The sequence below is a fragment of the Comamonas odontotermitis genome (assembly GCF_020080045.1).
Classification (GTDB): domain Bacteria; phylum Pseudomonadota; class Gammaproteobacteria; order Burkholderiales; family Burkholderiaceae_C; genus Comamonas; species Comamonas odontotermitis.
The window spans coordinates 1003337-1028126 of sequence record NZ_CP083451.1; the positions used below are offsets into that span (position 1 = coordinate 1003337).

25 protein-coding genes are annotated in these 24790 nt (G+C 60.9%); 21 read left to right on the plus strand and 4 right to left on the minus strand.

Annotated elements, in window-relative coordinates:
* Positions 1-52: 52 nt before the first annotated feature.
* The 3 genes from mobB (at position 53) to moaD (ending at position 2290) form a co-directional block, all read left to right on the plus strand.
* On the plus strand, positions 53-613 hold the full coding sequence (mobB, locus tag LAD35_RS04675; protein ID WP_224151549.1) for a molybdopterin-guanine dinucleotide biosynthesis protein B: 561 nt from the start codon (positions 53-55) through the stop codon (positions 611-613).
* 154 nt (positions 614-767) lie between these two features.
* Positions 768-2000 carry a molybdopterin molybdotransferase MoeA gene (locus LAD35_RS04680; RefSeq protein WP_224151550.1) on the plus strand — a complete coding sequence of 411 codons (1233 nt, stop codon included), beginning with the start codon at positions 768-770 and terminating at the stop codon, positions 1998-2000.
* A gap of 29 nt (positions 2001-2029) precedes the next feature.
* The gene (gene moaD, locus LAD35_RS04685; RefSeq protein WP_224151551.1) at positions 2030-2290 is read left to right on the plus strand and encodes a molybdopterin converting factor subunit 1; all 261 of its coding nucleotides are present in this window, start codon (positions 2030-2032) and stop codon (positions 2288-2290) included.
* 88 nt (positions 2291-2378) lie between these two features.
* Here moaD and LAD35_RS04690 read toward each other — a convergent pair whose 3' ends face one another.
* A complete protein-coding gene (locus LAD35_RS04690) occupies positions 2379-2699 on the minus strand; it encodes a hypothetical protein (RefSeq protein ID WP_224152583.1) in 321 nt (106 codons plus the stop codon).
* A 169-nt stretch (positions 2700-2868) separates the two neighbouring features.
* Between LAD35_RS04690 and ddpX the strand changes: the two genes are divergently transcribed.
* From ddpX to LAD35_RS04720, 6 genes are all read left to right on the plus strand, one after another.
* Positions 2869-3438 (plus strand): D-alanyl-D-alanine dipeptidase, encoded by a 570-nt coding sequence (gene ddpX / locus LAD35_RS04695; protein ID WP_224151552.1) that lies wholly within the window; start codon positions 2869-2871, stop codon positions 3436-3438.
* A gap of 104 nt (positions 3439-3542) precedes the next feature.
* The gene (locus LAD35_RS04700; RefSeq protein ID WP_224151553.1) at positions 3543-5153 is read left to right on the plus strand and encodes an ABC transporter substrate-binding protein; all 1611 of its coding nucleotides are present in this window, start codon (positions 3543-3545) and stop codon (positions 5151-5153) included.
* 114 nt (positions 5154-5267) lie between these two features.
* A complete protein-coding gene (locus LAD35_RS04705; protein WP_263434666.1) occupies positions 5268-6377 on the plus strand; it encodes an ABC transporter permease in 1110 nt (369 codons plus the stop codon).
* A gap of 48 nt (positions 6378-6425) precedes the next feature.
* Entirely contained in the window at positions 6426-7361 is a 936-nt protein-coding gene (gene nikC, locus LAD35_RS04710) for a nickel transporter permease (RefSeq protein ID WP_224151554.1), read from the plus strand.
* Entirely contained in the window at positions 7351-8265 is a 915-nt protein-coding gene (locus LAD35_RS04715) for an ABC transporter ATP-binding protein (RefSeq protein ID WP_396022769.1), read from the plus strand. Before nikC ends, LAD35_RS04715 begins: the two co-directional genes overlap by 11 nt.
* Positions 8262-9023, plus strand: coding sequence for an ABC transporter ATP-binding protein (locus LAD35_RS04720; protein WP_224151555.1), 762 nt, complete (start codon positions 8262-8264; stop codon positions 9021-9023). Before LAD35_RS04715 ends, LAD35_RS04720 begins: the two co-directional genes overlap by 4 nt.
* Positions 9024-9100: 77 nt before the next feature.
* Here LAD35_RS04720 and LAD35_RS04725 read toward each other — a convergent pair whose 3' ends face one another.
* Entirely contained in the window at positions 9101-9352 is a 252-nt protein-coding gene (locus LAD35_RS04725; protein ID WP_224151556.1) for a hypothetical protein, read from the minus strand.
* Positions 9353-9581: 229 nt separating this feature from the next.
* Between LAD35_RS04725 and moaE the strand changes: the two genes are divergently transcribed.
* From moaE to LAD35_RS04760, 7 genes are all read left to right on the plus strand, one after another.
* Positions 9582-10040, plus strand: a complete 459-nt coding sequence (gene moaE, locus LAD35_RS04730) for a molybdopterin synthase catalytic subunit MoaE (protein WP_224151557.1) — start codon at positions 9582-9584, stop codon at positions 10038-10040.
* 411 nt (positions 10041-10451) lie between these two features.
* On the plus strand, positions 10452-13061 hold the full coding sequence (gene clpB / locus LAD35_RS04735; protein ID WP_224151558.1) for an ATP-dependent chaperone ClpB: 2610 nt from the start codon (positions 10452-10454) through the stop codon (positions 13059-13061).
* A gap of 173 nt (positions 13062-13234) precedes the next feature.
* A complete protein-coding gene (locus tag LAD35_RS04740; RefSeq protein ID WP_224151559.1) occupies positions 13235-13573 on the plus strand; it encodes a hypothetical protein in 339 nt (112 codons plus the stop codon).
* Positions 13574-13733: 160 nt separating this feature from the next.
* Complete coding sequence (locus LAD35_RS04745; protein WP_224151560.1) at positions 13734-15170, plus strand: aldehyde dehydrogenase family protein; 1437 nt, start codon at positions 13734-13736, stop codon at positions 15168-15170.
* 386 nt (positions 15171-15556) lie between these two features.
* The gene (locus tag LAD35_RS04750) at positions 15557-16093 is read left to right on the plus strand and encodes a GNAT family N-acetyltransferase (RefSeq protein ID WP_224151561.1); all 537 of its coding nucleotides are present in this window, start codon (positions 15557-15559) and stop codon (positions 16091-16093) included.
* Positions 16094-16219: 126 nt separating this feature from the next.
* Positions 16220-17491, plus strand: a complete 1272-nt coding sequence (locus tag LAD35_RS04755) for a methyltransferase (RefSeq protein ID WP_224151562.1) — start codon at positions 16220-16222, stop codon at positions 17489-17491.
* A 76-nt stretch (positions 17492-17567) separates the two neighbouring features.
* Positions 17568-18548, plus strand: coding sequence for a tRNA dihydrouridine synthase (locus LAD35_RS04760; protein WP_224151563.1), 981 nt, complete (start codon positions 17568-17570; stop codon positions 18546-18548).
* An 8-nt stretch (positions 18549-18556) separates the two neighbouring features.
* Here the strand turns inward: LAD35_RS04760 and LAD35_RS04765 are convergent, their stop codons facing one another.
* On the minus strand, positions 18557-20383 hold the full coding sequence (locus tag LAD35_RS04765; protein ID WP_224151564.1) for a phospholipase D-like domain-containing protein: 1827 nt from the start codon (positions 20381-20383) through the stop codon (positions 18557-18559).
* A 227-nt stretch (positions 20384-20610) separates the two neighbouring features.
* Between LAD35_RS04765 and LAD35_RS04770 the strand changes: the two genes are divergently transcribed.
* Complete coding sequence (locus LAD35_RS04770) at positions 20611-20856, plus strand: hypothetical protein (protein WP_224151565.1); 246 nt, start codon at positions 20611-20613, stop codon at positions 20854-20856.
* A 108-nt stretch (positions 20857-20964) separates the two neighbouring features.
* Here LAD35_RS04770 and ribD read toward each other — a convergent pair whose 3' ends face one another.
* Entirely contained in the window at positions 20965-22062 is a 1098-nt protein-coding gene (ribD, locus tag LAD35_RS04775) for a bifunctional diaminohydroxyphosphoribosylaminopyrimidine deaminase/5-amino-6-(5-phosphoribosylamino)uracil reductase RibD (RefSeq protein ID WP_224152586.1), read from the minus strand.
* 85 nt (positions 22063-22147) lie between these two features.
* Between ribD and LAD35_RS04780 the strand changes: the two genes are divergently transcribed.
* From LAD35_RS04780 to pilV, 4 genes are all read left to right on the plus strand, one after another.
* Positions 22148-22759 (plus strand): GspH/FimT family pseudopilin, encoded by a 612-nt coding sequence (locus LAD35_RS04780; protein WP_224151566.1) that lies wholly within the window; start codon positions 22148-22150, stop codon positions 22757-22759.
* 15 nt (positions 22760-22774) lie between these two features.
* Positions 22775-23053, plus strand: coding sequence for a prepilin-type N-terminal cleavage/methylation domain-containing protein (locus tag LAD35_RS22370; protein WP_396022770.1), 279 nt, complete (start codon positions 22775-22777; stop codon positions 23051-23053).
* Between the two features lie 544 nt (positions 23054-23597).
* Positions 23598-24119 (plus strand): GspH/FimT family pseudopilin, encoded by a 522-nt coding sequence (locus LAD35_RS04790; protein ID WP_224151567.1) that lies wholly within the window; start codon positions 23598-23600, stop codon positions 24117-24119.
* On the plus strand, positions 24113-24790 hold the full coding sequence (gene pilV, locus LAD35_RS04795) for a type IV pilus modification protein PilV (RefSeq protein ID WP_224151568.1): 678 nt from the start codon (positions 24113-24115) through the stop codon (positions 24788-24790). The genes LAD35_RS04790 and pilV overlap by 7 nt, the downstream gene beginning before the upstream one ends.

The window sequence follows — 24790 nt, forward strand, 5'->3', positions numbered from 1 at the left end:
GCAGCTGGCGCTTGATGCATAAGCGCCAGTAGCTATCAAAAGAGGAGTTTGTATGCAGGTGGTCTGTTTTGCGGGCTATTCGGGCAGCGGCAAAACCACCCTGATCGAGCAGGTGATACCGGTGCTGATTGCCCGTGGGCAGCGTGTATCGGTCATCAAGCATACGCACCACCGTTTTGACATCGACACCCCTGGCAAGGACACCTGGCGCCATCGACAGGCTGGGGCTTACGAGGTGCTGGCGGCATCCGACCAACGCATGGTGCTGATGCGCGAATTGCCCAAACCGCAAGAGCCCGATGTGCATGCATTGATTGTGCAACTGGACAGCAGCGTGGACTGGGTGCTGGTTGAGGGCTTCAAGAGCTGTGACCTGCCCAAGCTGGAAGTGCTGACCGGCACGCCTGCGCCAGATGGCAAGCCGCCGCTGTACCCGCACGACAGCTGCGTGCAGGCCGTGGTGCACTCGGCGGGCCGCCACCTGAATCCGGCGACCGACTTACCGGTGCTGCCCCGTGATGAGCCTGCAGCGGTGGCGCAATGGCTGCTTGCACATGCAGATCGCTTTGGCTATACGCCGCCTTGTGTGTTCTCCAATGAAATGGCTGGGTAACCGCAGTCCGATGCAGACCGGATGCATTGCTTCACTGCCCCATGTCAAACAGAGATAGGGCTCGCACAGGCCAGAATGCAGGAAACCATGGCGCCATGGCGCAAGCGTTCGCAGACACCGCCTGCGCAGCTTTGAAAGATTGAGGATTACCGAGATGAACCCATCCACCCGACCACCACTCAAGACCCTGGCCGATGCCCTGGGCGAGTTGCTGGCACAGGCCAAGCAGCTTGCTGCTGCAGAGTCGGTGAGCACCTTTGACGCGGACGGCCGCGTACTGGCGCAGGATCTGGTGTCGGCGCTGCAAGTGCCGTCCTTCGACAACAGTGCAATGGATGGCTATGCATTGCGTGCCGCCGATATACCGGAGGCGGGCGCGGTTCTGCCCGTCAGCCAGCGTATTGCGGCAGGCAGTGTAGGCACGGCTTTGGCCGCAGGTACTGCAGCGCGCATCTTTACCGGTGCGCCCGTGCCTGCGGGCGCTGATGCAGTGGTGATGCAGGAAGAATGCGCGCCTCGCGATGATGGCAGCGTGCAGATCAACGCTGCCGTGGTTATGGGTCAGAACATCCGCAAAAGTGGCGAAGACATTGCGCGCGGCAGTACCATCATTGCCGCTGGCACGCGGCTTTCGCCCGCAGAACTGGGCCTGGCCGCCAGCATTGGCTGCGCCAGCCTGCAGGTGGCGCGGCGCCCGCGTGTAGCCCTGTTCTCCACCGGGGACGAGCTGGTCATGCCTGGCGAGGTGGTGCCGCAGGATCTGCCGGCGGGCAGCATCTACAACAGCAACCGGTTCTTTCTGCGCGCCATGCTGCAAAGGCTGGGCTGCGAGGTGGTCGACCAGGGTATCGTTCCCGACAGCTATGAAGCCACGGTGGCTGCATTGCAATCGGCCGCGCAGGATTGCGATCTGGTGCTGACAAGCGGCGGCGTATCGGTGGGTGAAGAAGACCACATCAAGCCCGCCGTGCAGGCGCTGGGTAGTCTCGATCTGTGGGCCATCGCCATCAAGCCTGGCAAGCCGTTTGCCTATGGCAAGGTAGGCGGTGCCCATTTCATTGGCTTGCCGGGCAACCCGGTATCGAGCTTTGTGACGTTTGCGCTACTCGTACGGCCTTTTGTGCTGCGTCTGCAAGGCATGCAGAATGTCGCGCCGCAGGCTGTCACCATGCGTGCCGATTTTGACTGGCCGCGCGCCGACAGGCGCCAGGAGTTCCTGCGTGCACGCATCAACGCACATGGCGGCCTGGAACGCTTTGCCAACCAAAGCTCGGGCGTGCTCACCTCGGCAGTGTGGGCCGATGGGCTGGTCGACAATCCTGCCGGTACCACGATAGCCCGGGGTGATCTGGTGCGATTCATTCCGTTTGCGCAATTGCTGGGCTGACAGCTGGCTAGGGCTTTGGGAGTCAACACATGTCGATGAAGAACATTCAGCTGCGTTACTTCGCGTCGATCCGCGAAGCCATTGGACGGGGCAGCGAGAGTTTGCAAACGGATGCCGCCGATGTAGGCGCGTTGCGCGATGCCTTGCTGGCGCGCGGCGAACCTTATGCCACCTGCTTGGCGCGTGGAAGGGCCGTGCGTATTGCGGTCAACCAGACCATGGGTGGTGAAGACGCCACGCTTGAAGATGGTGCCGAGATTGCCTTTTTTCCGCCCGTGACTGGCGGTTGACCGCCGTTTTGGGGTACAAAAAAAGCCGCGCAAGCCTGCCTTGCGCGGCTTTTTGCATGGGTTTCGAGGCAGCCTGTTTGAGGGAAAATCAGGATTCTGGCTGGGCGAGTTCTGGCGCCTTCCACTCCAGCAGCTCGGCCAGGCGCAGAATCACCCAGCGTGCCTCGGGCTGTGTCACCACGGCACCTTCGCCCTGTAGGCCCATCAGCATGGTCTTCAAGATGGCGGCTTCCGATGGTGCGCTTTGGTGGTAGAGGATCTGCGCCTGTTCCACCAGCATCTGGGCGAGGTCTTCGCACAGCTCGTAGCGGGCGGCCACTTCGGCCAGCGGCGTCAGCAGCTTGTGGTTGCGGCCCTGGTGGAGGGCGATGAAGGAATCGGGGATGAAAATCTGGCTGCCGTCTTGCATGCAAAAAGTGTAGCGCATGGTGATACAGGGGTTAGCACCAGCATGCGGGGCGCGTGAATCTGGTTATCGTGATCAACAGTTTTTACGATGACCTCCGCCGGGTTGACGATGCAGGACGCATCTACGCCCCTAGCGCCGCCTGCGCTAGCACGAGCGGTAAACCTATCTCATGGCGCCCACTGCTTCCCTGGTTTCCATTACCGAAGACGACCACGATGTGCATCTGTATCTGGCATACGCCACGGCAGACAATTTCATGGGGCGGCCCGTCTACCGCAACGCCTATTGCTACCTCCACCCTGACGCCGAAAAGGCGCTGACCCGCGCCTCGCTCTCGGCACGCCAGGCGGGAGTGCGTCTGCTGGTGTTCGATGCCTACCGGCCTGCGCAGGCGCAGCAGATTCTGTTTGACTATGCCCAGGATCCCACTTTTGTGGCCGACCCCAAGCGCGGCTCACACCACACACGCGGCTGTGCGGTCGATGTCAGCCTGCTGGACGAAAACGGACAGCAGATGGACATGGGCACCGGCTTTGATGCCATGCAGGCCGAATCCTTTCATTTTTGCGCTGGCCTGCCCGCGCAGGTGCAAAAGAACCGGCTGATGCTGCTGGGCATCATGCTGTCGGCAGGGTTTGAGCACATTCCCAGCGAGTGGTGGCATTACCAGTTGCCTGGCGCCATGCAGTACCCACTGATCGAAGATGGCGCCGGGGGCGTGCCCAAGCTCATGGATTGAACAATCCGTAGTGGGGTTGGCACGCTGTGTGCTTTTGCAGGTTTCCAGGTTTTTTGGCCTTTCCGGCATTTCCGCTTTTCAGATACCCAAGAGAGGAGTCTTCCATGCAGACAATGATTCGTAGACAGGTATTGGCCGCCGCTGCGGCCGTGGTGTGCGGAGCCGCCGCTGTGGGCTGGCTGCCCCTCGCGCAGGCGGCCACTCCCAAGGACATGCTGGTGATGGCCGGCACGCTTGACGAATTCTCCACCCTCGATCCGGCCGAAGTCTATGAGCTGGTGCCGATGGAGTACCTGGCCAACACCTACGACCGGCTGATTCGCGCCAATCTGTCCAAACCCGGCGAATTCGATGGCGACATGGCCGAATCGTGGAGCGTGAGCGAAGACGGCAAGACCTTCACGTTCAAGATCCGCCAGGGCCAGAAGTTCCACTCAGGCAACCCCGTTACTGCCGAAGATGTGGCCTGGTCGCTGCAACGCACGCCGCTTTTGGGCAAGGGTGCGGCCGTGGTGCTGGCCGGTATCGGGTTGACCAAGGACAATGCGCTGCAGAACGTCAAGCTGGTGGATGCGAATACCGTGTCTGTCACCACCGACCGCAAGTTCGCGCCGACCTTCGTACTGTCCATTCTGGGCAGCTGGCCTGCGTCCATCGTCGACAAAAAGCTGCTCACCGAAAAGGCGCAGGGCAATGACATGGGCAATGGCTGGCTCAAGACCAACGAAGCAGGCTCGGGTATCTTCAAGCTGAACAAATGGACTGCCAACCAGACCCTGACCCTGGACCGCTTTGACGGCCATCGGTCGCCTGCTGCAATGAAGCGCGTGGTGCTGCGCCATGTGCCTGAGGCATCGGGCCGCCGCCTGCTGCTGGAGAAGGGCGATGTGGACATTGCCCGCGAGCTGAGCCCCGACGATATGGTGGCGCTGGAGAAAACCGGCAAGGTCAAGCTGCAGCCGGTGCCGCAGGCCGTGGTGTACTACATGGGCATGAACCAGAAGAATCCCAATCTGGCTAAACCCGAAGTACGCGAAGCCATGCGCTACGCGGTGGACTACGACGGTATCCAGAAGAATATCGTCAAATCGCTCTACAACGTGCACCAGACCTTCCTGCCCCCGAACATGCTGGGCGCCTGGAAGAACAACCCCTACAAGCAGGACGTGGCCAAGGCCAAGGCGCTGCTTGCCAAGGCGGGCCTGCCCGATGGCTTTGCCGTGACCATGGAGGTGCGTAACACCTATCCTTACAACGAGGTCGCGCAGGCCGTGCAGGCTGATCTGGCCAAGGTCGGCATCAAGCTGACGCTGAACATTGCCGACAACAAGCAGACCCTGGCCAAGTACCGTGCCCGCACGCACGACATCTACATGGGCGAGTGGTCTGCCGATTACCTCGATCCGCACTCCAACGCGCAGGGCTTTGCCTGGAACCCGGATAACTCCGATGCATCGCCCTACAAGATGCTGTCGTGGCGCAATGCCTGGGACATTCCGGATTTCACGAAGCGCACCGACGAGGCGCTGGCCGAGCAGGACACCGCCAAACGGGCAGCGCTGTACCAGGCGATGCAAAAGGACTTTCAACCGGTTTCGCCATACGTCGTCATGTTCAACAAGGTCAGCCAGGTGGCCATGCAGAGCAATGTGAAGGATTTCACGGTCGGCCCGATCTATGACCTGGTGCAATACCGTTCCGTCAAGAAGAACTGAGTGTTGAAGCAGCAGGGCGCGTGCCGCTGTCGATGCGTGCCCGCGCTGCGCCATCCGTGCTGTGTGCCCCGGATCACCGGGGTTGCACAGTCAGCCTTGTGATTCTGGTTTTCTATGGCCTCCAGCACTTCCTCCGTTCCCTCTGCTGTCACCGCCACCCCTGCTGCGCCAGCGGTGGCACAGCGCAGCGCGGGCCAGCGCCTGTGGCGCCGTGCCAAAGGCTTGCTGCAATGGCTGGTGATGCTCGCCATCACCTTGCTTGGCCTGCTGGCCATCACCTTCTATATTGGCCGCATGGTGCCGATCGATCCGGTGCTGGCCGTCGTTGGTGACCGCGCCACGCCCGATATCTACAACGCCGCCAAAGAGGCCATGGGGCTGGACAAGCCGCTGTGGCAGCAGTTTGCAATGTATGTGCGCGACGTGCTCCACGGCAACCTGGGCACCTCGATCCTGACGAGCAACCCGGTGTGGGAAGACATCAAGCGCGTCTTTCCCGCCACGCTGGAGTTGGCGACGCTTGCCACCATCCTGGGCGTTCTGGTGGGCGTGCCGCTGGGTGTGGCCGCTGCGGTGCGTCACAACAAGCTCACCGACCATATTGCGCGCTTTGTCAGCCTGATTGGCAGCTCCATGCCCGTGTTCTGGCTGGGCATGATGGGGTTGATGCTGTTCTACGCCAAACTCGGCTGGCTGCCCGGGCCGGGCCGCATCGACCCGGTGTACGACGGCATGGTGGCTGAGGTGACCGGCAGTCTGCTGATCGACAGCGCGCTGGCGGGCGAGTGGGACGTGCTGGGCGATGCGCTCTGGCACATTGCGCTGCCTACTTTGATCCTGAGCTATTTCTCTGTGGCGTATTTGAGCCGCATGACGCGCGCCTTCATGCTGGAGCAGCTGAGCCAGGAATACATCATCACCGCGCGCGCCAAGGGCGTGCCCGAATGGCGCGTGGTATGGAGCCACGCGTGCCGCAATATCGCCGTGCCGCTGCTCACCGTCATTGCGCTCACCTACGGCAACCTGCTCGAAGGCTCGGTGCTGACGGAGATCGTCTTTTCGTGGCCAGGCATTGGTTCGTATCTGACAGGCGCGCTGATGAACGCCGACATGAGCGCCATCCTGGGCTCCACTCTGGTGATCGGCACCGTCTTTGTGGTGATCAACCTGCTGACCGATGTGCTGTACGCGGTGTTTGATCCGCGTGCACGCCGCAAGGCTTGAATATGGAAGAAAAAGCTGTTGGCGCTTGTCAATAAAGCGCGAAATGCTATGAATTTAGATAACACTACGTCTGCCGAATCCAGGCTACCCCTGCGGGATTGGCTGCTGTCCGATGCGCCTGCATCGCCGCGCCAGGCCTTCTGGGGGTTGTGGTACCGGCGCGCGCGCCGCTTTGCCCGCAACCCGCTCAGCATGGCGGGCCTCTTGGTGCTCGTGGTCTTGCTGCTGGTGGCGCTGCTGGCACCGTGGATTGCTACGCACGATCCCCTCGCCCAGGTGCTGGCCGACCGCCTGCAGCCCATTGGCAGTGCAGGTCACTGGCTGGGCACCGATCAGTTGGGTCGCGACATCTTCTCGCGCGTTGTCTACGGCTCGCGCCTCACACTCGTCATTGCCATGCTGGTGCTGGTGATCGTGGTGCCGATCGGTTTGCTGATCGGCGTGGTGGCGGGCTACTTTGGCGGCTGGGTCGATACGGTGCTGATGCGTGTGACCGATATTGCGCTGGCCTTTCCCAAGATTGTGCTGGCGCTCGCCTTTGCCGCCGCCATGGGGCCGGGTGTGGTCAATGCAGTGATTGCAATTTCGATCACCGCCTGGCCTGCCTACGCGCGCCTGGCGCGGGCCGAGACCTTGAAGGTGGTGGAGAGCGACTACATCCATGCCGCGCGGCTGCAGGGCGCAAGCCATGCACGCATTCTGTGGCGCTATATCACGCCGCTGTGCATGTCTTCGGTCATTGTGCGTGCCACGCTCGATATGGCAGGCATCATCCTTACCGTGGCGGGCCTGGGCTTTCTGGGCCTGGGCGCGCAGCCGCCCAGCCCGGAATGGGGGTTCATGGTGGCATCGGGCCGCAATGTGCTGGTGGATGCCTGGTGGGTGGCCACGGTGCCGGGTATCGCGATCCTGATCGTGAGCCTCGCGTTCAACCTGCTGGGCGACGGCCTGCGCGATGTATTTGACCCGCGCCATGCTGACTGAGGGCTCCGTCATGAATACCGAAGTGCATACGCCCACCCCGCTTGCGCAGATTCGCAATCTGCGCATCAGCTTTCCAACCGCCACCGGCGCGCTGCGCGAAGTGGTGCGTGGCCTGTCGCTCACCCTGATGCCGGGTGAGCGCCTGGGTATTGTGGGTGAGTCGGGCTCGGGCAAATCGCTCACCGGCCGCGCGCTGCTGGGCATGCTGGCGCCGGGGGCGGTGTGGTCGGCGGACGACATGCGCTTTGAAGGCCGCGACCTGCTGGCGATGAAACCTGCCGCGCGCCGCCAACTGTGCGGGCGCGATATCGGCATGATCCTGCAGGATCCTAAATACTCCCTCAACCCGGTAATGACCGTTGCCAGCCAGCTCAAGGAGGCGTTTCACCTGCGTGAGCCGCACCTCAAGGGCGCGGCGCTGCAGGCGCGCATGGTGCAGGCGCTCGAATCCGTGCATATCCGCGATCCCGAGCAGGTGCTCAAGGCCTATCCGCATGAGCTGTCTGGCGGCATGGGCCAGCGCGTGATGATTGCGATGATGGTCTCTTCCGGCCCCAAGCTGCTGATTGCCGATGAGCCGACCAGCGCGCTGGATGTGCTGGTGGCCATGCAGACCCTGCGCGTGATGGACGAATTGATCGCCCGGCACAACACTGGCCTCATCCTGATCAGCCATGATCTGGAACTGGTCAGCCAGTTTTGTGACCGCGTGGTGGTGATGTACGCTGGCCAGGTGATGGATACCTGTGCGGCCGGTGACTTGAACCAGGCCACCCACCCCTATACACGCGCCCTGCTGGCCGCCAGCCCCCGCTTGCAGCAGGACCAGGCATGGTTGCCCACCATGCAGCGCGACCCGCGCTGGCGTGAGCCACAGGCCGCCATGACAGGAGGTCTGCAATGATCGATGTGAATGGTGTGAGCATCGGTTTTGAAACGCCCCAGGGCTTCAAGACCGTGGTGCACGGGGTGAGCCTGCAGGTGCCGCAGGGGCAGGCCTATGGGCTGGTGGGCGAATCGGGCTCGGGCAAATCCACCGTGTTGCGGGCGCTGTGCGGCATGACGCCGCTGTGTGGCGGTCAGATGCAGGTAGCCGGTCAGCCGGTTGCCAGGCACATGCCCAAGGCGCAGCGCCGTGCCGTGCAGATGGTGTTTCAGGACCCGTATGCGTCGCTGCACCCGCGCCTCACCGTAGACCAGAGCTTGCGTGAGCCGCTTTTGATTCATGGCTTGGATCGTGTGGCCGAGCGCGTGACCCAGGCGCTGGCCGATGTGGGGCTGGACGCCAGCTTTCGCTATCGCTATCCGCACCAGCTCTCGGGTGGGCAACGCCAGCGCGTGGCCATCGCCCGTGCCCTGGTGCTGGAGCCGCAGGTGCTGCTGCTCGACGAGCCGACCAGCGCGCTCGATGTATCGGTGCAGGCGGAGGTTCTGAACCTGCTCAAGAAGCTGCACCACGAGCGGGGCCTGACCATGCTGCTTGTCAGCCACAACCTGGCCGTCGTTGCATTCCTGTGCAGTCAGCTCTCGGTCATGCAGCATGGCCGGATCGTTGAAAGCCTTGGTACCGATGCAGTACGGGCCGGTGCCGTGCAGACCGACTACGCTCGCCAGCTGCTGACAGCCGCCGATGGCTACCGCCGCGTGCAAGAAGTGGCATAAGACGGTATGAGCATAAAAAATAGCTTCCGGCGCTACTCCATCAGGCGCAGGAAGCTATTGTTTTGATAGTTGTTGGGTTACGGTGTGAAACGCTTCTCGAAACGGGCCACATCCTCTTCGAGCTCAAACGTCACCACCTGGCCCATCTTCTGGTCGGTCTCGCGGCAGGCGGCATAGACGCTGGTCTTGCCCACCAGATCCATGGCCGGAATATCGATGATCGCGTAGGGGTAGGGAACGAACACGTGGTATTCGAACACGATGCGGTGCTCGTTGCGTGGGTTGGGGTAGAGCAGGTAGCCGTGGGCGCTCAAGGTTTTGCTGGGCATGGCATTTTGTCAAAAATACAGAATTGCTGTTAGTGTGCCGCAAGCGAGAAGGGCTGACGGGGCGGCGTGGTTTACACGGCATCCCACATGGCGGGCCCGTATGGATGGACTGATGCGCCATCAGCGCGGATATTTCTGCGTCCTTCCGGACGGAAATTTGGTTCAACGCGTTGATGAGCCATGCTACGCTTGGCCTATCCCAACCCCGCCAGTTGACCGATTTATCTCCATGTTCCACACCCATATCGCCGTCCAGACCGCTGACTTTGATGTGAGCGAGGAGCTGCGCCTGCTGCGCGCGGCAGATGCGCGCATTGGCGCGGTGTGCAGCTTTGTGGGCACGGTGCGTGATCGCAATGACGGCAGCAGCGTGGCCAGCATGGAGTTGGAGCACTACCCGGGCATGACAGAAAAGTCGATTGCCGAGATGGTGGAGGCAGCGCGCCAGCGTTTTGATATCTATGGTGCGCGCGTCATCCATCGCGTGGGTTTGTTGGCGCCGCAGGACCAGATCGTACTGGTGGCCGTGTCGAGCGCGCACCGGGGCGAGAGCTTTACGGCCTGCGAATTCCTGATGGATTACCTCAAGACGCAGGCACCCTTTTGGAAGAAGGAAGACACCCCCGGCGGCGCGCGCTGGGTGGACGCGCGCGTGGCCGACGACGCAGCGATGGCTCGCTGGAACTGAATCTTGGTCTGCAAGGGCCTTGGCGCCGTAACGCCTTCTTGCTGACAGTTGTTGCGGAATTTCATGAAAATGGCTGTTGGCGCCTAGCTGGTGAGCGCAAAAAGCTATTTTTTATATAGCAATAGAGGTTGCGGCTTTTATCAATCCGCATGCGGCTGCTGAATATGGTGGACAAGCCACGAATGCGACGCATCTGCTGCATGGGCACGTTGCTTTTAAAACCATAGCTACCGGCGCTTTTCCGTTGTGCACTATTGGCTGATTTGAATGAAAAACACTGTGGGATTCGTCCTGCAGACCGGATGGCGCGCGCCTGATATACCCGTATCAGGCTGCCTGCAGCTCCTTGAAAAACCGGCAGGCGACGCAAAATATTCTGCAGTTCAATTTTCCAGACGGAATATTCATTTCATGCGAATCGATAAATTAACCACCAAGTTCCAAGAGGCACTGTCCGACGCCCAATCGCTGGCGCTTGGCAACGACAACGCCTATATCGAACCCATCCACGTACTTACTGCCATGCTGCGCCAGCCAGATGGCCCCAAGTCGCTCCTGGCACGCTCCGGCGCCAACGTGGCGGCGATGACGACCGCAGCCGAGAATGCCATCAAGCGCCTGCCGCAGGTGCAGGGGCAGGACCAGGTCACGGTGGGTCCCGAGTTGCAGCGCGTGCTGCAGGCGACCGAGAAGGAGGCCATCAAGCGTGGCGACCAGTTCTATGCCAGCGAACTGTTCCTGCTGGCCTTGACCGATGACAAGGGTGAGGCGGGCCGGATCGTTCGTGAAGCGGGGTTGACCCGCAAGGCGTTGGAAGCGGCGATTGACGCCGTGCGCGGAGGACAGAGTATGGACAGCGCAGACGGCGAAAGCCAGCGGGAAGCCCTGAAGAAATACACGCTTGACCTGACCGAGCGCGCCAGAAGCGGCAAGCTCGACCCGGTGATCGGCCGCGATGACGAGATTCGCCGCACCATCCAGGTGCTGCAGCGGCGCAGCAAGAACAACCCGGTGCTCATCGGCGAGCCCGGCGTAGGCAAAACGGCCATTGTCGAAGGTCTGGCCCAGCGCATCGTAGCGGGAGAAGTGCCCGATACCTTGCGCGACAAGAAAGTGCTGGTGCTGGACATGGCAGGCCTGCTGGCCGGTGCCAAGTACCGGGGCGATTTTGAAGAGCGTCTGAAATCGGTGCTCAAGGAAGTGGCGCAAGAAGAAGGGCGCATCATCCTGTTCATCGACGAAATCCATACCATGGTGGGCGCGGGCAAGGCCGATGGCGCCATGGACGCGGGCAATATGCTCAAACCGGCGCTCTCGCGCGGCGAGCTCCATTGCATCGGCGCTACTACGCTCGATGAATACCGCAAGTACATCGAAAAGGATGCCGCGCTGGAGAGGCGCTTCCAGAAAGTGCTGGTCAACGAGCCTTCGGTGGAAGACACCATTGCCATTTTGCGCGGCCTGCAGGAAAAGTACGAAGCCCATCACGGCGTGGATATCACCGACCCGGCCATCGTCGCTGCAGCCGAGCTGTCGGCGCGCTACATCACCGACCGTTTTCTGCCCGACAAGGCGATTGACCTGATCGACGAGGCCGCTGCCAAGATCAAGATCGAGATCGACTCCAAGCCTGAGGTGATGGACAAGCTCGAACGCCGCATGATCCAGCTCAAGATCGAGCGCGAGGCGATGAAGAAGGAGACCGACGAGGCTTCGCAGAAACGCCTGGCGCTGATCGAGGAAGACCTGTCCAAGATCGAGCGCGAGTACGCCGACATGGAGGAAATCTGGAAGGCCGAGAAGGCCGATGCCATGGGCAGCGAGCAGATCCGCAAGGAGATTGACCAGATCAAGTTCCAGATCCAGGAAGCCACGCGCAAAGGCGATTTCAACCAGGTGGCTGAGCTGCAGTACGGCAAGCTGCCCAGCCTGGAAAAGCAGCTGGCCGATGTGCAGAAGGACGAAAAGGGCGAACAGGCCAAGGACAAGGGCCACAAGCTGCTGCGCACCCAGGTGGGTGCCGAGGAAATCGCTGAAGTGGTGAGCCGCGCGACTGGCATCCCGGTTGCCAAGATGATGCAGGGCGAAAAGGACAAGCTTCTGCACATGGAAGCCAAGCTGCACGAGCGTGTGGTGGGCCAGGACGAGGCGATCAATGCCGTCTCCAACGCCATCCGCCGTTCTCGCTCCGGCTTGTCCGACCCGAACCGGCCTACCGGATCGTTCCTGTTCCTGGGCCCGACCGGCGTGGGCAAGACCGAGCTGTGCAAGGCCTTGGCGGGCTTCCTGTTCGACAGCGAAGACCACCTGATCCGTGTCGACATGAGCGAGTTCATGGAAAAGCACTCGGTATCGCGCCTGATCGGAGCGCCCCCAGGCTATGTGGGCTATGACGAAGGCGGCTATCTGACCGAGGCTGTGCGTCGCAAGCCCTATAGCGTCATCCTGCTGGACGAGGTGGAGAAGGCCCACCCCGATGTCTTCAACATCCTGCTGCAGGTGCTGGACGACGGACGCCTGACCGATGGCCAGGGCCGGACCGTGGACTTCAAGAACACGGTGATCGTGATGACCAGCAACATCGGCTCCCAGCTCATCCAGGCGATGGTCGGGCAACCGTATGAAGATGTAAAAGACGCGGTGTGGGGGGAACTCAAGAACCATTTCCGCCCCGAATTCCTCAACCGTATCGACGAGACGGTGGTGTTCCACGGCCTGGATGCCAAGAACATTGAATCGATTGCCCGTATCCAGCTCAAGCAACTGGAGGCGCGCCTGGCCAAGATGGATCTGCACCTGCAGGTGTCGGATGCAGCCATGGCCGAGCTGGCCAAGGTGGGCTTCGATCCGGTGTTTGGCGCCCGTCCTCTCAAGCGCGCCATTCAGCAGCGCATTGAGAACCCGCTGTCGAGGTTGTTGCTGGAAGGCAAGTATCCGCCCAAGAGCACCATTCCCGTGTCGGTCGATCCAGTACAGGCGCCGGGCGAGTTCCATTTCGGCAAGTCGGTGGAGCAGGCCTGATGCCGGGGGCTGGGCACCTGCCCAGTACCCATGCTGAGCCCACAAGCATTGCAGTGCGCTATGCTTGTTGAGCGGTCATTGGGCCGTGCGGGGCTTGAAAAATCGCAGCATGCCCATCACATGGTGTCATGCAGCAGTGCTGTGATGGGCCATGAGCTTTGAAAGGAAATGCGTTGAACGAATTGTTGGCAACCGTGGTGAGCTGGACTTTGCGAGTGGTCGTCGTGCTGGCCGGCTTGGTGTTTTTCGCCAGCCTGCTGGTGGTAGCCGCCATCGCCGCGCTCCTGTGGGGCGCTCGCATGTTGTGGGCCAAGCTGACCGGCAAACCGGTGGTTCCGTTTGCATTCAAGATGAACCCGGCTTCGGGGTGGACCACGGTGTACCGCTCCACAGCGCGCTGGACTGCCAACGGCAGTGGCGGCAATGACCGCGCTGCGGCATCTGCGCCAGGGCGTGCTGCGGTCATCGACGTTACCGATGTGGAGCCGCGCGAGATTCGTTCGCAGCATTGAAGAAGGCAGGGCGCGCCCTGTTCTGGATAAAACCCGGTTACGCGGATGCCGCTGGCCGGGTTTTTTTATTGCCGTTGGATGCACCGCAGGACCTGCGGTACCAACAACCCGGAGCTTTATACGTTGCGGATTATTCAATGCAACGCCTACAAGGAATGTTATGGACGTGAGCGAACTGCACTCCCGCTTTGCCGCCATGCGTGCGGCCAGCCGCGCGGAGCCCGACACGCCATTGCTGCGGCGGCGCGAGCGGTTGCTGCGTCTGCAGAAATTGATAGCAGACAGCGCAGACCAGATATGCGCTGCCGTGCAATCTGATTTTGGGCAGCGTTCTGCCAAGGTGACCGAGCTGACCGAGCTGCTGCCACTGCGCAGCCAATTGGCCCAGGCGCTCGGCCAGCTCAAGCGCTGGGCTGCACCCCAGCGCGTTGCAACGCCTCTGCACTTGCTGCCGACGCGCGCCTGGGTGCAGCCCGTACCGCTCGGGGTGATCGGTGTGATTGCGCCATGGAACTACCCGGTACTGCTCGCCTTGGGGCCCGCCATCAGCGCGCTGGCGGCGGGCAACCGTGTCATCGTCAAGCCCAGCGAGCACACCCCAGCCACCAGCGCCTTGCTGGCAGAGCTGGTAGCGCGTTACTTTGCAGATGACGAAATGGCCGTGCTGGTAGGCGATGCGGGGGCGGCAGCCGATCTGGCCGCATTGCCACTCGACCATCTGCTGTTCACCGGCTCCACCACCGTAGGGCGCAAGGTGGCGCTGGCGGCTGCCAACCACCTGGTGCCCACGACTTTGGAGCTGGGTGGAAAGACGCCGTGCCTGCTGGAGGCAGGCTGCGACATTCACGATGCTGCGCGCAAAATTGCCCATGCCAAGCTCTTGAATGCCGGACAGACCTGCATTGCCCCTGATTACGTATTGCTGCCAGCGGGCAGCGAAGCCGCCTTTGTCGATGCCTATGCCGATGCGGTGCGCCAGATGTACCCGCAGCAGCAGGGCAACCCCGACTACACCTCGATCATCAATGCCGCTCACACCAGCCGTCTTCTGGCCATGCTGGCGCAGGCCGAGCAGGGCGGGGCGCAGCTCGTCCGCATGGGCGATGACCAGCCTGCCGTGCCGCAAAGCCGGATGGGGGAGGGCATCAGCCGGCAGCTTGCGCCTGTGGTGGTGCTCGGAGCAACGCCGCAGATGCCATTGATGCAGGAAGAGATTTTCGGCCCCCTTCTGCCGGTGCTGTGCTACGACGAGCGCGAAGATGCGATTGCCGCCATCAACCAGGGGGAGATACCGCTGGCGTTTTACTGGTTTGGCAGCGATGCCAGGCAAGGCCTGGATGCGGCCTTGCGTGTACGGGCTGCAGGTGTGTGCATGAACGACTGCCTGCTGCAGTTCGTACACGATGGCTTGCCGTTTGGAGGCTGGGGTGCGAGTGGCTGGGGCGCTATCCATGGCAGGCATGGATTCATGCGTTTTTCGCACGCAAAACCGGTGCTGCGCGCATCGCTCTGGTCGCCTGCGAAATGGTTGTACCCCCCATACGGTGGGCGGTTTGACGGCATCATGCGCATGCTCAAGGGCAAGATGCTGCGCTAAGCGATTGATTTAATTGGGATGTAATGCCTAGGGTAAACGCCTAGCGCAAATATCAACGCTTGCAAACCCTTGCGTAAATTGACCTACAAGCCAACCAAGGGACTATCCAAATGATGTCTGGAGTGCGACAATGGAAGGCTTTCGAGCACCACATCCCTTGCGGCGCGCTGTTCCCGCGCTGACTCTTCCATACGCCCTTAAAACAGCCATCGGCAGCCACAGTCTGCCTTTGCTGCGTGAGCCATGGCGTGCTGCAGACTGCACATGTTGAGCCCCAGAGGTGCTCCATGGGCGGGACTGGCATCCGGCCGGGCGGGATGGTCGCAGTGTATTACGAGTTGTGCGTGCTTTTTGGTTAATTCATTGATTTTTGTTTTCGGTTATCCATGTCTGAAACTATCACCATTCTGGTTCGTCCCGCTACGCTTCGTGATGCCAAAGCCATTGCTCAGATCCACGCTTCTGCCTCTGTAGAAGCTTATCGCGGCGTCTTGCCCGACGATCAGCTCAAAGCCATGTCGTCGGTTGAAAAGCGCCAGGCCTACTGGCGCGAAGCGATCGAGTTTTGCGAACCCCAGGTGCAAGTGGCCGTGGAAAACGACAAGATCGTCGGTTTTGTGGGCTTCGACCGCTCGCGCGATGCCAAGACCCGCCCCACCACCGGTGAAATCTGGGCCATTTATGCAGCCCCTAGCCATTGGGACCAAGGCGTTGGCGTGGCGCTGTGGGATGCTGCCCGTGATGGCCTGTCTGAAGAAGGCTGCACGTCGGTGACTTCCTGGGTGCCCCTGCGCAACGAGCGTGCACTCCGTTTCCATGAATCGGCAGGTTTCAAGCGCGAAATGTCCACCGCCAAGACGGCCACTGTGGGCGCCATCAAGATTGAAGAAGTGCGCATGCAGCGCTCTTTGATGAACCGCTGATAATCTCTCCTCCAGCTGCGACAGCGGATCGCTGCGCAGCGCAGAACATGCTTGAAGAGGCCGTCCTGCACGGCCTCTTTTGTTTTTTGCGGCTCACGCCGCATGCTTTGCGAGAAAGCAACCACCATGACCAGCGTTCGCCCTGACGGCACAACCGATGCCTCCACCGTTCCCTTTGCCACCATCCACTGGACCGAAGGGGACGCCGAGCGCAGTGCGCGATGGCGCTGCGAGCGCGGCAGCGCCGCACCGGCCCGCGTGGTACTGGCAGACGACACCCTGCCCGCCGATACCGCCTATCGCCTCGCCTGTGAAGGCACGGCATTGCTGTGGCGCGGTGATTTTCAGAACGCGCGCCAACTGCTGCAGGCCCTGGGCCGGCGGCTGGACAAGACGGGTGAGCGCAGCACCAAGAAGAAGGCGCTGCCTGTACCCTCCGGAGGTGCTGCCAAGAAGGGCATGCCCACCCCGCAGCAGGCGCTGCCCTTTCACCAGCAGCGCCAGCTGCAGGCCCAGCGCGCGCGCGTGCTGTCGATGGTATTGATCGAGCTGGACGCGCAGTACGGCGTGGCCCTGCGCCGTGCGCCGCAGGTGGATGCCGCCTGTGCAGAAGCCTGGGGAGTGACCGAAGTCGAAGGCAGTGGCGCACCTGGCAACGTGGTGTCGCTGCGCGAACTCCAGGCGCTGGTGGGCGCACACGAATGGCGCAAGAAGGGTGTGGAGATTCCCGCACTCACCAAACTGGCACCGCGCGGCTATGGCCGCATCCACCCGCACTATGGCGTGTTCTCGCCCGTGCGCGGCGAATACATCGACCTGATCGCCCAGGCACCGCTGCCCACGGCGCTGGCCAAGAAATCCCTGGCTTTCGATATCGGCACCGGCACGGGCGTGATTGCCGCTGTGCTGGCGCGCCGTGGGGTACAGCAGGTGGTGGCTACCGACACCGACCCGCGCGCGCTGGCTTGTGCGGCAGACAATCTGGAACGCCTGGGCGTGGCTGCCAGAGTGACCCTGGCACAGACCGATCTCTTCCCCGAAGGCAAGGCGGCCCTGGTGGTGTGCAACCCGCCATGGGTGCCGGCCAAGCCCAGCGCGCCAGTGGAGCGTGCCGTGTACGACGAAGGCAGCCGCATGCTGCGCGGCTTTCTGGCCGGTGTATCGGAGCATCTGGCACCAGGAGGCGAGGCCTGGCTGGTGCTGTCCGATTTTGCCGAGCACCTGGGGCTGCGCCGCCGTGAAGAACTGCTGGCCTGGATTGCAGAGGCCGGCTTGCAGGTCGTGGGCAAGCACCATATCCGCCCGCGACACCCCAAGGCGCAGGACGAAGCCAACCCGCTGCACCGCGCGCGCGCTGCCGAAGTGACGACGTTGTGGCGCATGCAGGCGGCCTGGTAACTTGTTTGCTATTTAATTGATAGCTATTGGCGCATGACAGCTACGCGCCAATGGCAAAAATACTCAAATAACCGTCATGCGATTGCTCCTGGCGCCGATGGAAGGCCTGCTCGACTTTGTGCTGCGCGATGTGCTCACCAGCATTGGCGGTGCAGACCGCTGTGTGTCCGAGTTCATCCGCATCACAGGCAGCCTGCTGCCTGACAAGGTCTACCTGCGCACCATGCCCGAGCTGCTGAACGCCAGCCATACGGCGGCGGGAATACCGGTGCGTGCGCAACTTTTGGGAAGCGACCCGGCCAGCATGGCGGCCAATGCGGTGCAGTTGGCGGCCCTGTCGCCCGAAGGCATTGACCTGAACTTTGGCTGTCCGGCCAAGGTGGTCAACCGCCACGGTGGCGGCGCATCGTTGCTGCAGTATCCCGATGCAATCCATGCCGTGGTGGCGTCTGTGCGCGCCGTCGTGCCGGCGCACCTGCCCGTATCGGCCAAGATGCGTCTGGGCTTCAACGACCGCAGCCTGATGCTCGAATGTGCCCAGGCCATGCAGGCCGCAGGTGCCTGCGAGCTGGTGGTGCACGGCCGCACCAAGCAGGATGGCTACCGGCCTCCTGCCTACTGGGACCAGATCGCCCGCGTCCGAGAGGCAGTGACGATACCGGTAGTGGCCAACGGTGAGATTTGGACGGTGGAAGACGCCTTGCGCTGCCAGGCTGAATCAGGTTGCACCGACCTGATGCTGGGCCGCGGCATGGTGGCGGACCCGGGCCTGGCCTGGCGCATCCGCAAGGCGGTGGCCGAGCGCGCTGGCACACCGCTGCCGCAAGGGTACCGCGATATCGGCTGGCCCGACCTGGTACCGGCCCTGCTGCGCTTTTGGGAACTGGTCTGCGCCGATCTGGAACCGCGCCAGCGCGCAGGTCGCCTGAAACAATGGCTCAATCTGATGCGCCGAGCCTACCCCGAGGCCGAAGCGGCTTACCAGCATGTGCGGGTGATGACCGATCAGCGCGCCATCACCGTCTGGCTGGACGAATTGCAGGCCCGCACCCTCTGAATACGTTCTTACAGCATCGAATCTGGTGTAAACGGGCTGATGATCTTGAGCATCAGCCGCAGCGGCAGGCTGGTATCGGGCTCCGTGGTTTCGTCTTGCAACTGGCTACCCTGGGGTGCCTTCCACACCAGCTTTCCATCCTGCAACACCACATGCCAGGCGCCCGATTGCAGGCCGCGTTCAATCATGTCGGTGGCTTGGCGGGAGAGCTCGCGGCTGCGCACCAAAACGGCAATCTCGGTGTTCTGCAGTTTGGAGCGCTCGTCCAGGTTCATCGAGCCGGTCACGAACAACTGGCCGTCGAGCACCAGAATCTTGCCGTGGAGCATGATGCGCTTGCCTTCGAGAAAGCTGTTTTGCCCGCTGCCCACACCAAATGCGGCCCGCAAGGTGCTGTCGTCGCTGATGAGCTCGTAAAGGTCCACGCCACTGCGAAGCAACTCTTCGCGGTACCTGGCATAGCCCACGTGCGCAATGGGTGCATCGTTTGAAGACAGCGAGTTGGTGAGAATGCGAACGCGCACGCCGCGCTCCACCGCAGCCTTGAATGCCGAGCGCATGTCTTCGTTGGGAACAAAGTAGGGCGAGACGATGAGCAAGTCCTTTTTGGCATAGGCCAGCAGATGGATCAGGCCATCCACCACCGAGTCGGCAGCAGGCGGTGGCTGCGCTACCCCGCTGGCGGAGGCGTGGGAGGCGACCTGTGCAGACCGCAGGCGGAGTTGGCGCAGGGCTTGGCTCTCCATCACGCCAGGGGCCGTGGTCATGGCTTCGTTCTTGCCATCCGAATCTACGACCGGAATCTTGCTGGGTTCATCGGCAATCATCACGGCCCGCGCCCAAACCAGCGGGGTCGTCTGCAGATCCAAAGCCTGCATGTCCCATGCACGGGCGCGCTGCTCGGTGGAGATACTGCCGCCTCGGGGCTCTCCATCCGGCGGCATGGGGCGTGTGCTGCTGGCACTTCCGCTCAGGGCCGCACCATTGCCAGCGCCTGCAACCTCGCCGGCCTGGGACGCCTGCTGCATGGCCAGCAGCTGATCCTTGCTGATCAGCGATTGCACGGGATAGGCGCGTTCGTTGTTCCAGTAACGGTCAAAGCTGCGAGACAGATCCTTGACCACCGGCCCCAGGATCAACACGTCCGTATCCAGGAAGTTGGAGCTGTCGTCATTGTCGAAATAGGAGTCGCCGAGGTTGCGCCCGCCCATCACCCCCATCACGTTGTCGGCCAGAAACAGCTTGTTGTGCATGCGCTGCTGGGCGCGCTGAAAATCGGTTGCGGCATACCACATGCGGCTGAAAGGGGAGTCGCGGCTGCCCATGAGTGGATTGAACATGCGCATCTCGATGTTCGGCTCGAACGCCAGACGCATCACCTGGGCATTGCGCCCGGTGCCATGAAAATCGTCGAGCAGCACCCGTACCCGAACGCCCCGGCGAGCCGCCTTGACCACGGCATCGAGGAGGCGGGCCGTGCTGGCATCGGCATGGATGGCGTAGTACTGCAGATCCAGCGTCGTCTGTGCGCCTTGCACCAGTGCCAGGCGTGCGCCATAGGCGGCCTGGGCGCCGGCCAGAATCTGAAAACCCGAGGCTTCGGCACCGGCCTTGTTCTCTGCCTGCTTGCGCTGGTAGGTGAGCGCCCCCAGGGCGGTGCTGGCAGAGGGCGACACGGCATGGGACATCGGCCTCTCCACTTGGGTGGGCAGCTTGGTGGCGCAACCTGTCAGCATGGCAGTTGCAATGGCGAGCCCCACAACCCAGCGCAGCGGCCGGGGTGCAGGCAGCGCGTGGGCTGGATTGGCAGAAGAGAGCGCAGTATCAATGAACATGGTGAAGGCGAAAACAGGCGGCAGTCACTATTGTGCGGGGCAAAACAGCGCCCTGTGCATCTGGCAAGGGTTGTAACGGCGGTGTCCGACGTTATTGGCCAGAGGTGTCTTCAGCGTGCGTCGCGCGCGTGCAACGGCGCGCCGCTTCTTGCGTTGTGGGCTGGCTGGGGCAGGCCCGGCGGCCTAAGCTGACAACCGCATGATTCATGCGAACCAGGAGGAGATTTATGCGCAAACCATACATTGCATGCACACTAATGGCCGCTTTCATCGGCGTGGCTTTGCTGGCTCCTCACGATGCCTGGGCCGTCCGCAAACGAGGCACCACCGCCGAAACGCATGCCGCCAAAACCCACAAGGCCAAACGCAGCAAGAACCTGGGGGGTGAAAGCGCCGCTGAACGCGACCGCCGCCTGCTGCGCGAGTGCAAAGGCTTGCCCAATGCGGGTGCGTGCCTTGGGTATGCAAGCTAGGGTGCAGACCCGTCAAAAGCGCAGTCCCAGGCTGAACGCGTGGCCGGTGCTGATGAATCCCTGCAGGGTAAAATCGCTGCTGGCGCTTATGTGGCAAGCAGTTGCTTGTCAAAAATCATAGTGGCCGGAGAGGCGGGCGACAATGCGTTGGTCGGCTCCGATGGTGGTGCTCTCCACCATCTCCAGCTGCGGCGCATCTTGTAACTGTGCCAAAGCCATGCCGCCAAAGGCATCCTGGCCTTGGCCCAGTAGCACAGGGGCCTGGTACAGCACCAGCTCGTCCACCAGCCCGGCCTGCAGCAAGGCGCCATTCAGAAGGCCGCCAGCTTCTACATGCAACTCGTTCACCTCTCGCTGGCCCAGATCACGCATCAGAGCGGGCAGATCAATGCCTGCGGCATTGGCTGCAGGCAGGCAGACCACCACTGCACCGGCGGCTTCCAGTGCAGCCCGGCGCCCAGCATCCTCCTGCGCACAATAGATCAGCATCTGGCGTGAGGCTGCAAAGATGCGGGCCGTTGGTGGCGTGCGCAACTGGCTGTCCAGCACCACCAGGCGTGGCTGGCGCGGCGTATCGATATAACGGACATCCAAAGCGGGGTCATCTGCAAGCACGGTGCCAATGCCGGTGAGGATGGTGCAGGCGCGGGCGCGCCAATGGTGACCGTCCGCACGCGCTGCCTCGCCCGTGATCCACTGGCTGCTGCCGTCGGCCAAGGCCGTCTTCCCATCCAGCGACATGGCAGCCTTGAGCCGTACCCACGGAGTCTTGCGCACCATGCGGCTGAAAAAGCCAATGTTCAAGTCGCGTGACGCCGACCCGCCGTTCTGCGCGTCGCACACTTCCACAGCCACACCCGCAGCGCGCAATCGTGCAAAGCCGTTGCCCACCACCAGGGGGTTCGGGTCTGCCACAGCCGCCACTACCTTGGTGATGCCGGCAGCGACCAAGGCATCACAGCAGGGCCCGGTGCGCCCGTGGTGTGAACAGGGCTCCAGCGTCACATAGGCCGTTGCGCCATGGGTGCCATGCCCGCGCGCAGCCGCATCCCGCAGCGCCATCACTTCGGCATGCGGGCCTCCAGCCCGCTGGGTGTGGCCCTCTCCAATGACGCGGCCTTGCCCATCCACCAGTACGCAACCTACACGTGGATTGGGAGAGGTCAGGAAAAGTGCGCTGCCAGCCAGATCCAGCGCCCTGTGCATATGTGAGTTCACAAAAAATCTATCTATTGATTGGTTAAGTCTCTATTGTGGCGCGTTTACTAATACAGCTTCCATCTGTCATGTTTTGTCTGCCACCCGTCATCCGTTTAACGGTTTATTTTTGTCCGATACTACGCTTGCGGGCATGAGCTACTTATATCCGCAACGCCATTATCAAGGCTTTACAGCCATCGAATTGATGGTGGTTATTTCCATCATGGCAATACTGACTGCCTTGGCTGCACCCAGTTTTACCGGTCTGATGGAACGCTGGCGCGCCATGCAGACCTTCGATGGGTTGCAATCAACCTTGTATTTCGCACGCTCCGAGGCCATTCGCCGCGGAGGACATATCACCTTGCGAAAAGAAGCGACCGGCATCAATGATTGCAATTTGGCAAATGACTCCGACGAATGGGACTGCGGTTGGTATGTTTTCAGCGATGCCAATGCGAACGGAAATTTTAATAACGGGGATACTCGTCTGCAAGGATTTCTAACGCCTCGAAATATTCAAGTCACCCGGTCTGAAAGTGGCGCATCCATTGCTTTTGACCGTTGGGGAATGCCTGATGCGCCCTTTGGCTTCACTATTGTTCCCCAGGGTAAAAATCTCTCAAATTCAGCAGCCATTGGTTTATGCATGAGTCGAGGGGGACGAGTTCGTAAAGTTCCGGTGACGGATTTACCATGTTGAGATTGTTAGTGACTTATGTTCAATAAAAAAAACCGCCAGCATGGCGTAACCTTGCTTGAATCACTGATTGCCATTGTTCTCGCTGCGCTTGGCGTCATAGGAATGATCGGCATTCAACTGCGTACGCTCGCCGATACACAGAATACAGTGCGACGTGAACACCTTCGCCGCACCCGTGCGCCATCGGCACATCTCGTGGCCGAGACTGCTGCGCTTGCTCGTAGCGAATCAAAGCGAGTGAAAGCAGAAACTGGCGATATACCTATTCGGCGCATAGCAGCCTGGGCTTGGTAGAGGTCTTCCGACGGAAAGAATGGGCCTTCACAAGCTGGCACCTGTCGTCTGGTGTCAATGTGTGACGGCACTCTCCAAAAAACTTTTGCTTCCAAGCATGAAGCCATTGGCTGATGAAGCAGTTCGGCACAGTCTAAGCGGTTGCTGTGATGACAGCGCAGCGGCACCCTCAGGAGAGTCAAAGGCGGCGCAGTGAGCGGTGCCTGACCATAGGAAACGAGACGCGGCAGTCCGACCAGCGCAAAAGATCCGCCGACGAAAGGCACAAAAGCTTCAGCTATTTATTGATAGAATTAATGTATCAATTGCGTAAATTTGAAAAAATGATTTTGTCCTCAACCAAGTGGAACCCTCTGCAAAAGGACTTTTCGCTCCTGAGCATACTTGTATCTATTGTTACCTGGGGTTTTGGAATTCCTGGGGGTACACGCATGCAGAGGGCATTGCTGATGGGTGTTCGGAAAGCCCGAGTCGGTGCAGACGCCTTGAATTTGGCCATGCGGCCATCGGTCCTCTTTGGCGCTATTTCAAGGAGCCGTATTTGATGGCCGATAAATTTCATCGTAAAAGAAGTTCGGGCTTTACCTTGGTAGAACTGATGGTCACGATCACCATCATGGCTGTACTCGCCGCGCTGGCGGCGCCGAGCTTCACAGGATTGATAGAACGCTGGCGGGTGCGCTCTGCCGTAGAAGAACTACAAGCCACGCTGTACTACGCCCGCTCGGAGGCCATCAAGCGCGGAGGGGGCATTGTTTTACAGAAAAAAGCCAACGGCACTGATGGTTGCCAGCAAGCGGCGGCCACGATTGAGTGGGGATGTGGTTGGACTGTCAGTACTGCAGGCAGTTTGTTGAAAACTGTGTCACCTCCTGTCAAGGTGAATGTAACGCAAGCTCCTTCTGGTGCTTCAATAAGGTTTGATCGATATGGCATGGCAGGCCTGAATGCTCATAGTTTTGTAATCTCGCCAGCGGGCTCTGGCGTAAGTTCTTCAGCTACCACCACGCTATGCGTGGCGTCAGGTGGCCGGATTCGAACGCTGCCAGGAGACGTTTCATGCTAACAATATCTGTCAAGCGCCAACGCGGTATTACCTTGCTTGAATCGCTAATCGCTCTGGTAGTGGCATCGCTGGGAATTCTGGGTATTGTTGGAGTGCAGTTGCGAACGCTTTCCGACACGCAGAACACTGTTCGTCGTGAACAGGCTATCCGTCTGATTGAGGATTTGAGCGAGCGTATGAAGGTCAATCCCAATGCCATGGGGGTGATGGGCTCCTACATCTCGAACTTTGCCAATGAGCCTGCGCTAAGTGACTGTACTTCCGGTTGCACGCCAGCTACTCAGGCTGCTTACGATCTTGCGCTATGGAAACAGGCTGTGAAAACTCTACCAATGGGGAGGGCCAGTATTTTTGTTCCGCCAGGCGAGGCTGCCATTAATACAGGCCGTACTCGTCAATTGGGCGTAATGGTGGCTTGGCGTGAAAACGAGAGCAAAGACCTCACGGGTGACGATAAAAAACAGATTGACGCCACTCAAGTGCGTGCAGCAGATGGAAGCTTAAGTGCCGGTGGAGGCGCGGATACTGCAGTAGATGCCTGCCCTAGTGGTTTCACCTGCCATCTGCAATACATTCCCATCAGTGCCCGCTGCGCTCCTTATAAGGTCCCGAGCAAAGCAGGAAGTACTGCCCCGACCCAAGACACTCGCTATTTTTGCCCAGGAAACTGA

What these genes read in the sequence shown, in the direction of transcription:
- mobB (WP_224151549.1), top strand. Translation starts at nt 53, where the DNA reads ATGCAGGTGGTCTGTTTTGCGGGCTATTCGGGCAGCGGCAAAACCACC.
- LAD35_RS04680 (WP_224151550.1), top strand. Translation starts at nt 768, where the DNA reads ATGAACCCATCCACCCGACCACCACTCAAGACCCTGGCCGATGCCCTG.
- moaD (WP_224151551.1), top strand. Translation starts at nt 2,030, where the DNA reads ATGTCGATGAAGAACATTCAGCTGCGTTACTTCGCGTCGATCCGCGAA.
- LAD35_RS04690 (WP_224152583.1), bottom strand. Translation starts at nt 2,699, where the DNA reads ATGCAAGACGGCAGCCAGATTTTCATCCCCGATTCCTTCATCGCCCTC.
- ddpX (WP_224151552.1), top strand. Translation starts at nt 2,869, where the DNA reads ATGGCGCCCACTGCTTCCCTGGTTTCCATTACCGAAGACGACCACGAT.
- LAD35_RS04700 (WP_224151553.1), top strand. Translation starts at nt 3,543, where the DNA reads ATGCAGACAATGATTCGTAGACAGGTATTGGCCGCCGCTGCGGCCGTG.
- LAD35_RS04705 (WP_263434666.1), top strand. Translation starts at nt 5,268, where the DNA reads ATGGCCTCCAGCACTTCCTCCGTTCCCTCTGCTGTCACCGCCACCCCT.
- nikC (WP_224151554.1), top strand. Translation starts at nt 6,426, where the DNA reads ATGAATTTAGATAACACTACGTCTGCCGAATCCAGGCTACCCCTGCGG.
- LAD35_RS04715 (WP_396022769.1), top strand. Translation starts at nt 7,351, where the DNA reads ATGCTGACTGAGGGCTCCGTCATGAATACCGAAGTGCATACGCCCACC.
- LAD35_RS04720 (WP_224151555.1), top strand. Translation starts at nt 8,262, where the DNA reads ATGATCGATGTGAATGGTGTGAGCATCGGTTTTGAAACGCCCCAGGGC.
- LAD35_RS04725 (WP_224151556.1), bottom strand. Translation starts at nt 9,352, where the DNA reads ATGCCCAGCAAAACCTTGAGCGCCCACGGCTACCTGCTCTACCCCAAC.
- moaE (WP_224151557.1), top strand. Translation starts at nt 9,582, where the DNA reads ATGTTCCACACCCATATCGCCGTCCAGACCGCTGACTTTGATGTGAGC.
- clpB (WP_224151558.1), top strand. Translation starts at nt 10,452, where the DNA reads ATGCGAATCGATAAATTAACCACCAAGTTCCAAGAGGCACTGTCCGAC.
- LAD35_RS04745 (WP_224151560.1), top strand. Translation starts at nt 13,734, where the DNA reads ATGGACGTGAGCGAACTGCACTCCCGCTTTGCCGCCATGCGTGCGGCC.
- LAD35_RS04750 (WP_224151561.1), top strand. Translation starts at nt 15,557, where the DNA reads ATGTCTGAAACTATCACCATTCTGGTTCGTCCCGCTACGCTTCGTGAT.
- LAD35_RS04755 (WP_224151562.1), top strand. Translation starts at nt 16,220, where the DNA reads ATGACCAGCGTTCGCCCTGACGGCACAACCGATGCCTCCACCGTTCCC.
- LAD35_RS04760 (WP_224151563.1), top strand. Translation starts at nt 17,568, where the DNA reads ATGCGATTGCTCCTGGCGCCGATGGAAGGCCTGCTCGACTTTGTGCTG.
- LAD35_RS04765 (WP_224151564.1), bottom strand. Translation starts at nt 20,383, where the DNA reads ATGTTCATTGATACTGCGCTCTCTTCTGCCAATCCAGCCCACGCGCTG.
- LAD35_RS04770 (WP_224151565.1), top strand. Translation starts at nt 20,611, where the DNA reads ATGCGCAAACCATACATTGCATGCACACTAATGGCCGCTTTCATCGGC.
- ribD (WP_224152586.1), bottom strand. Translation starts at nt 22,062, where the DNA reads ATGCACAGGGCGCTGGATCTGGCTGGCAGCGCACTTTTCCTGACCTCT.
- LAD35_RS22370 (WP_396022770.1), top strand. Translation starts at nt 22,775, where the DNA reads ATGTTCAATAAAAAAAACCGCCAGCATGGCGTAACCTTGCTTGAATCA.
- LAD35_RS04790 (WP_224151567.1), top strand. Translation starts at nt 23,598, where the DNA reads ATGGCCGATAAATTTCATCGTAAAAGAAGTTCGGGCTTTACCTTGGTA.
- pilV (WP_224151568.1), top strand. Translation starts at nt 24,113, where the DNA reads ATGCTAACAATATCTGTCAAGCGCCAACGCGGTATTACCTTGCTTGAA.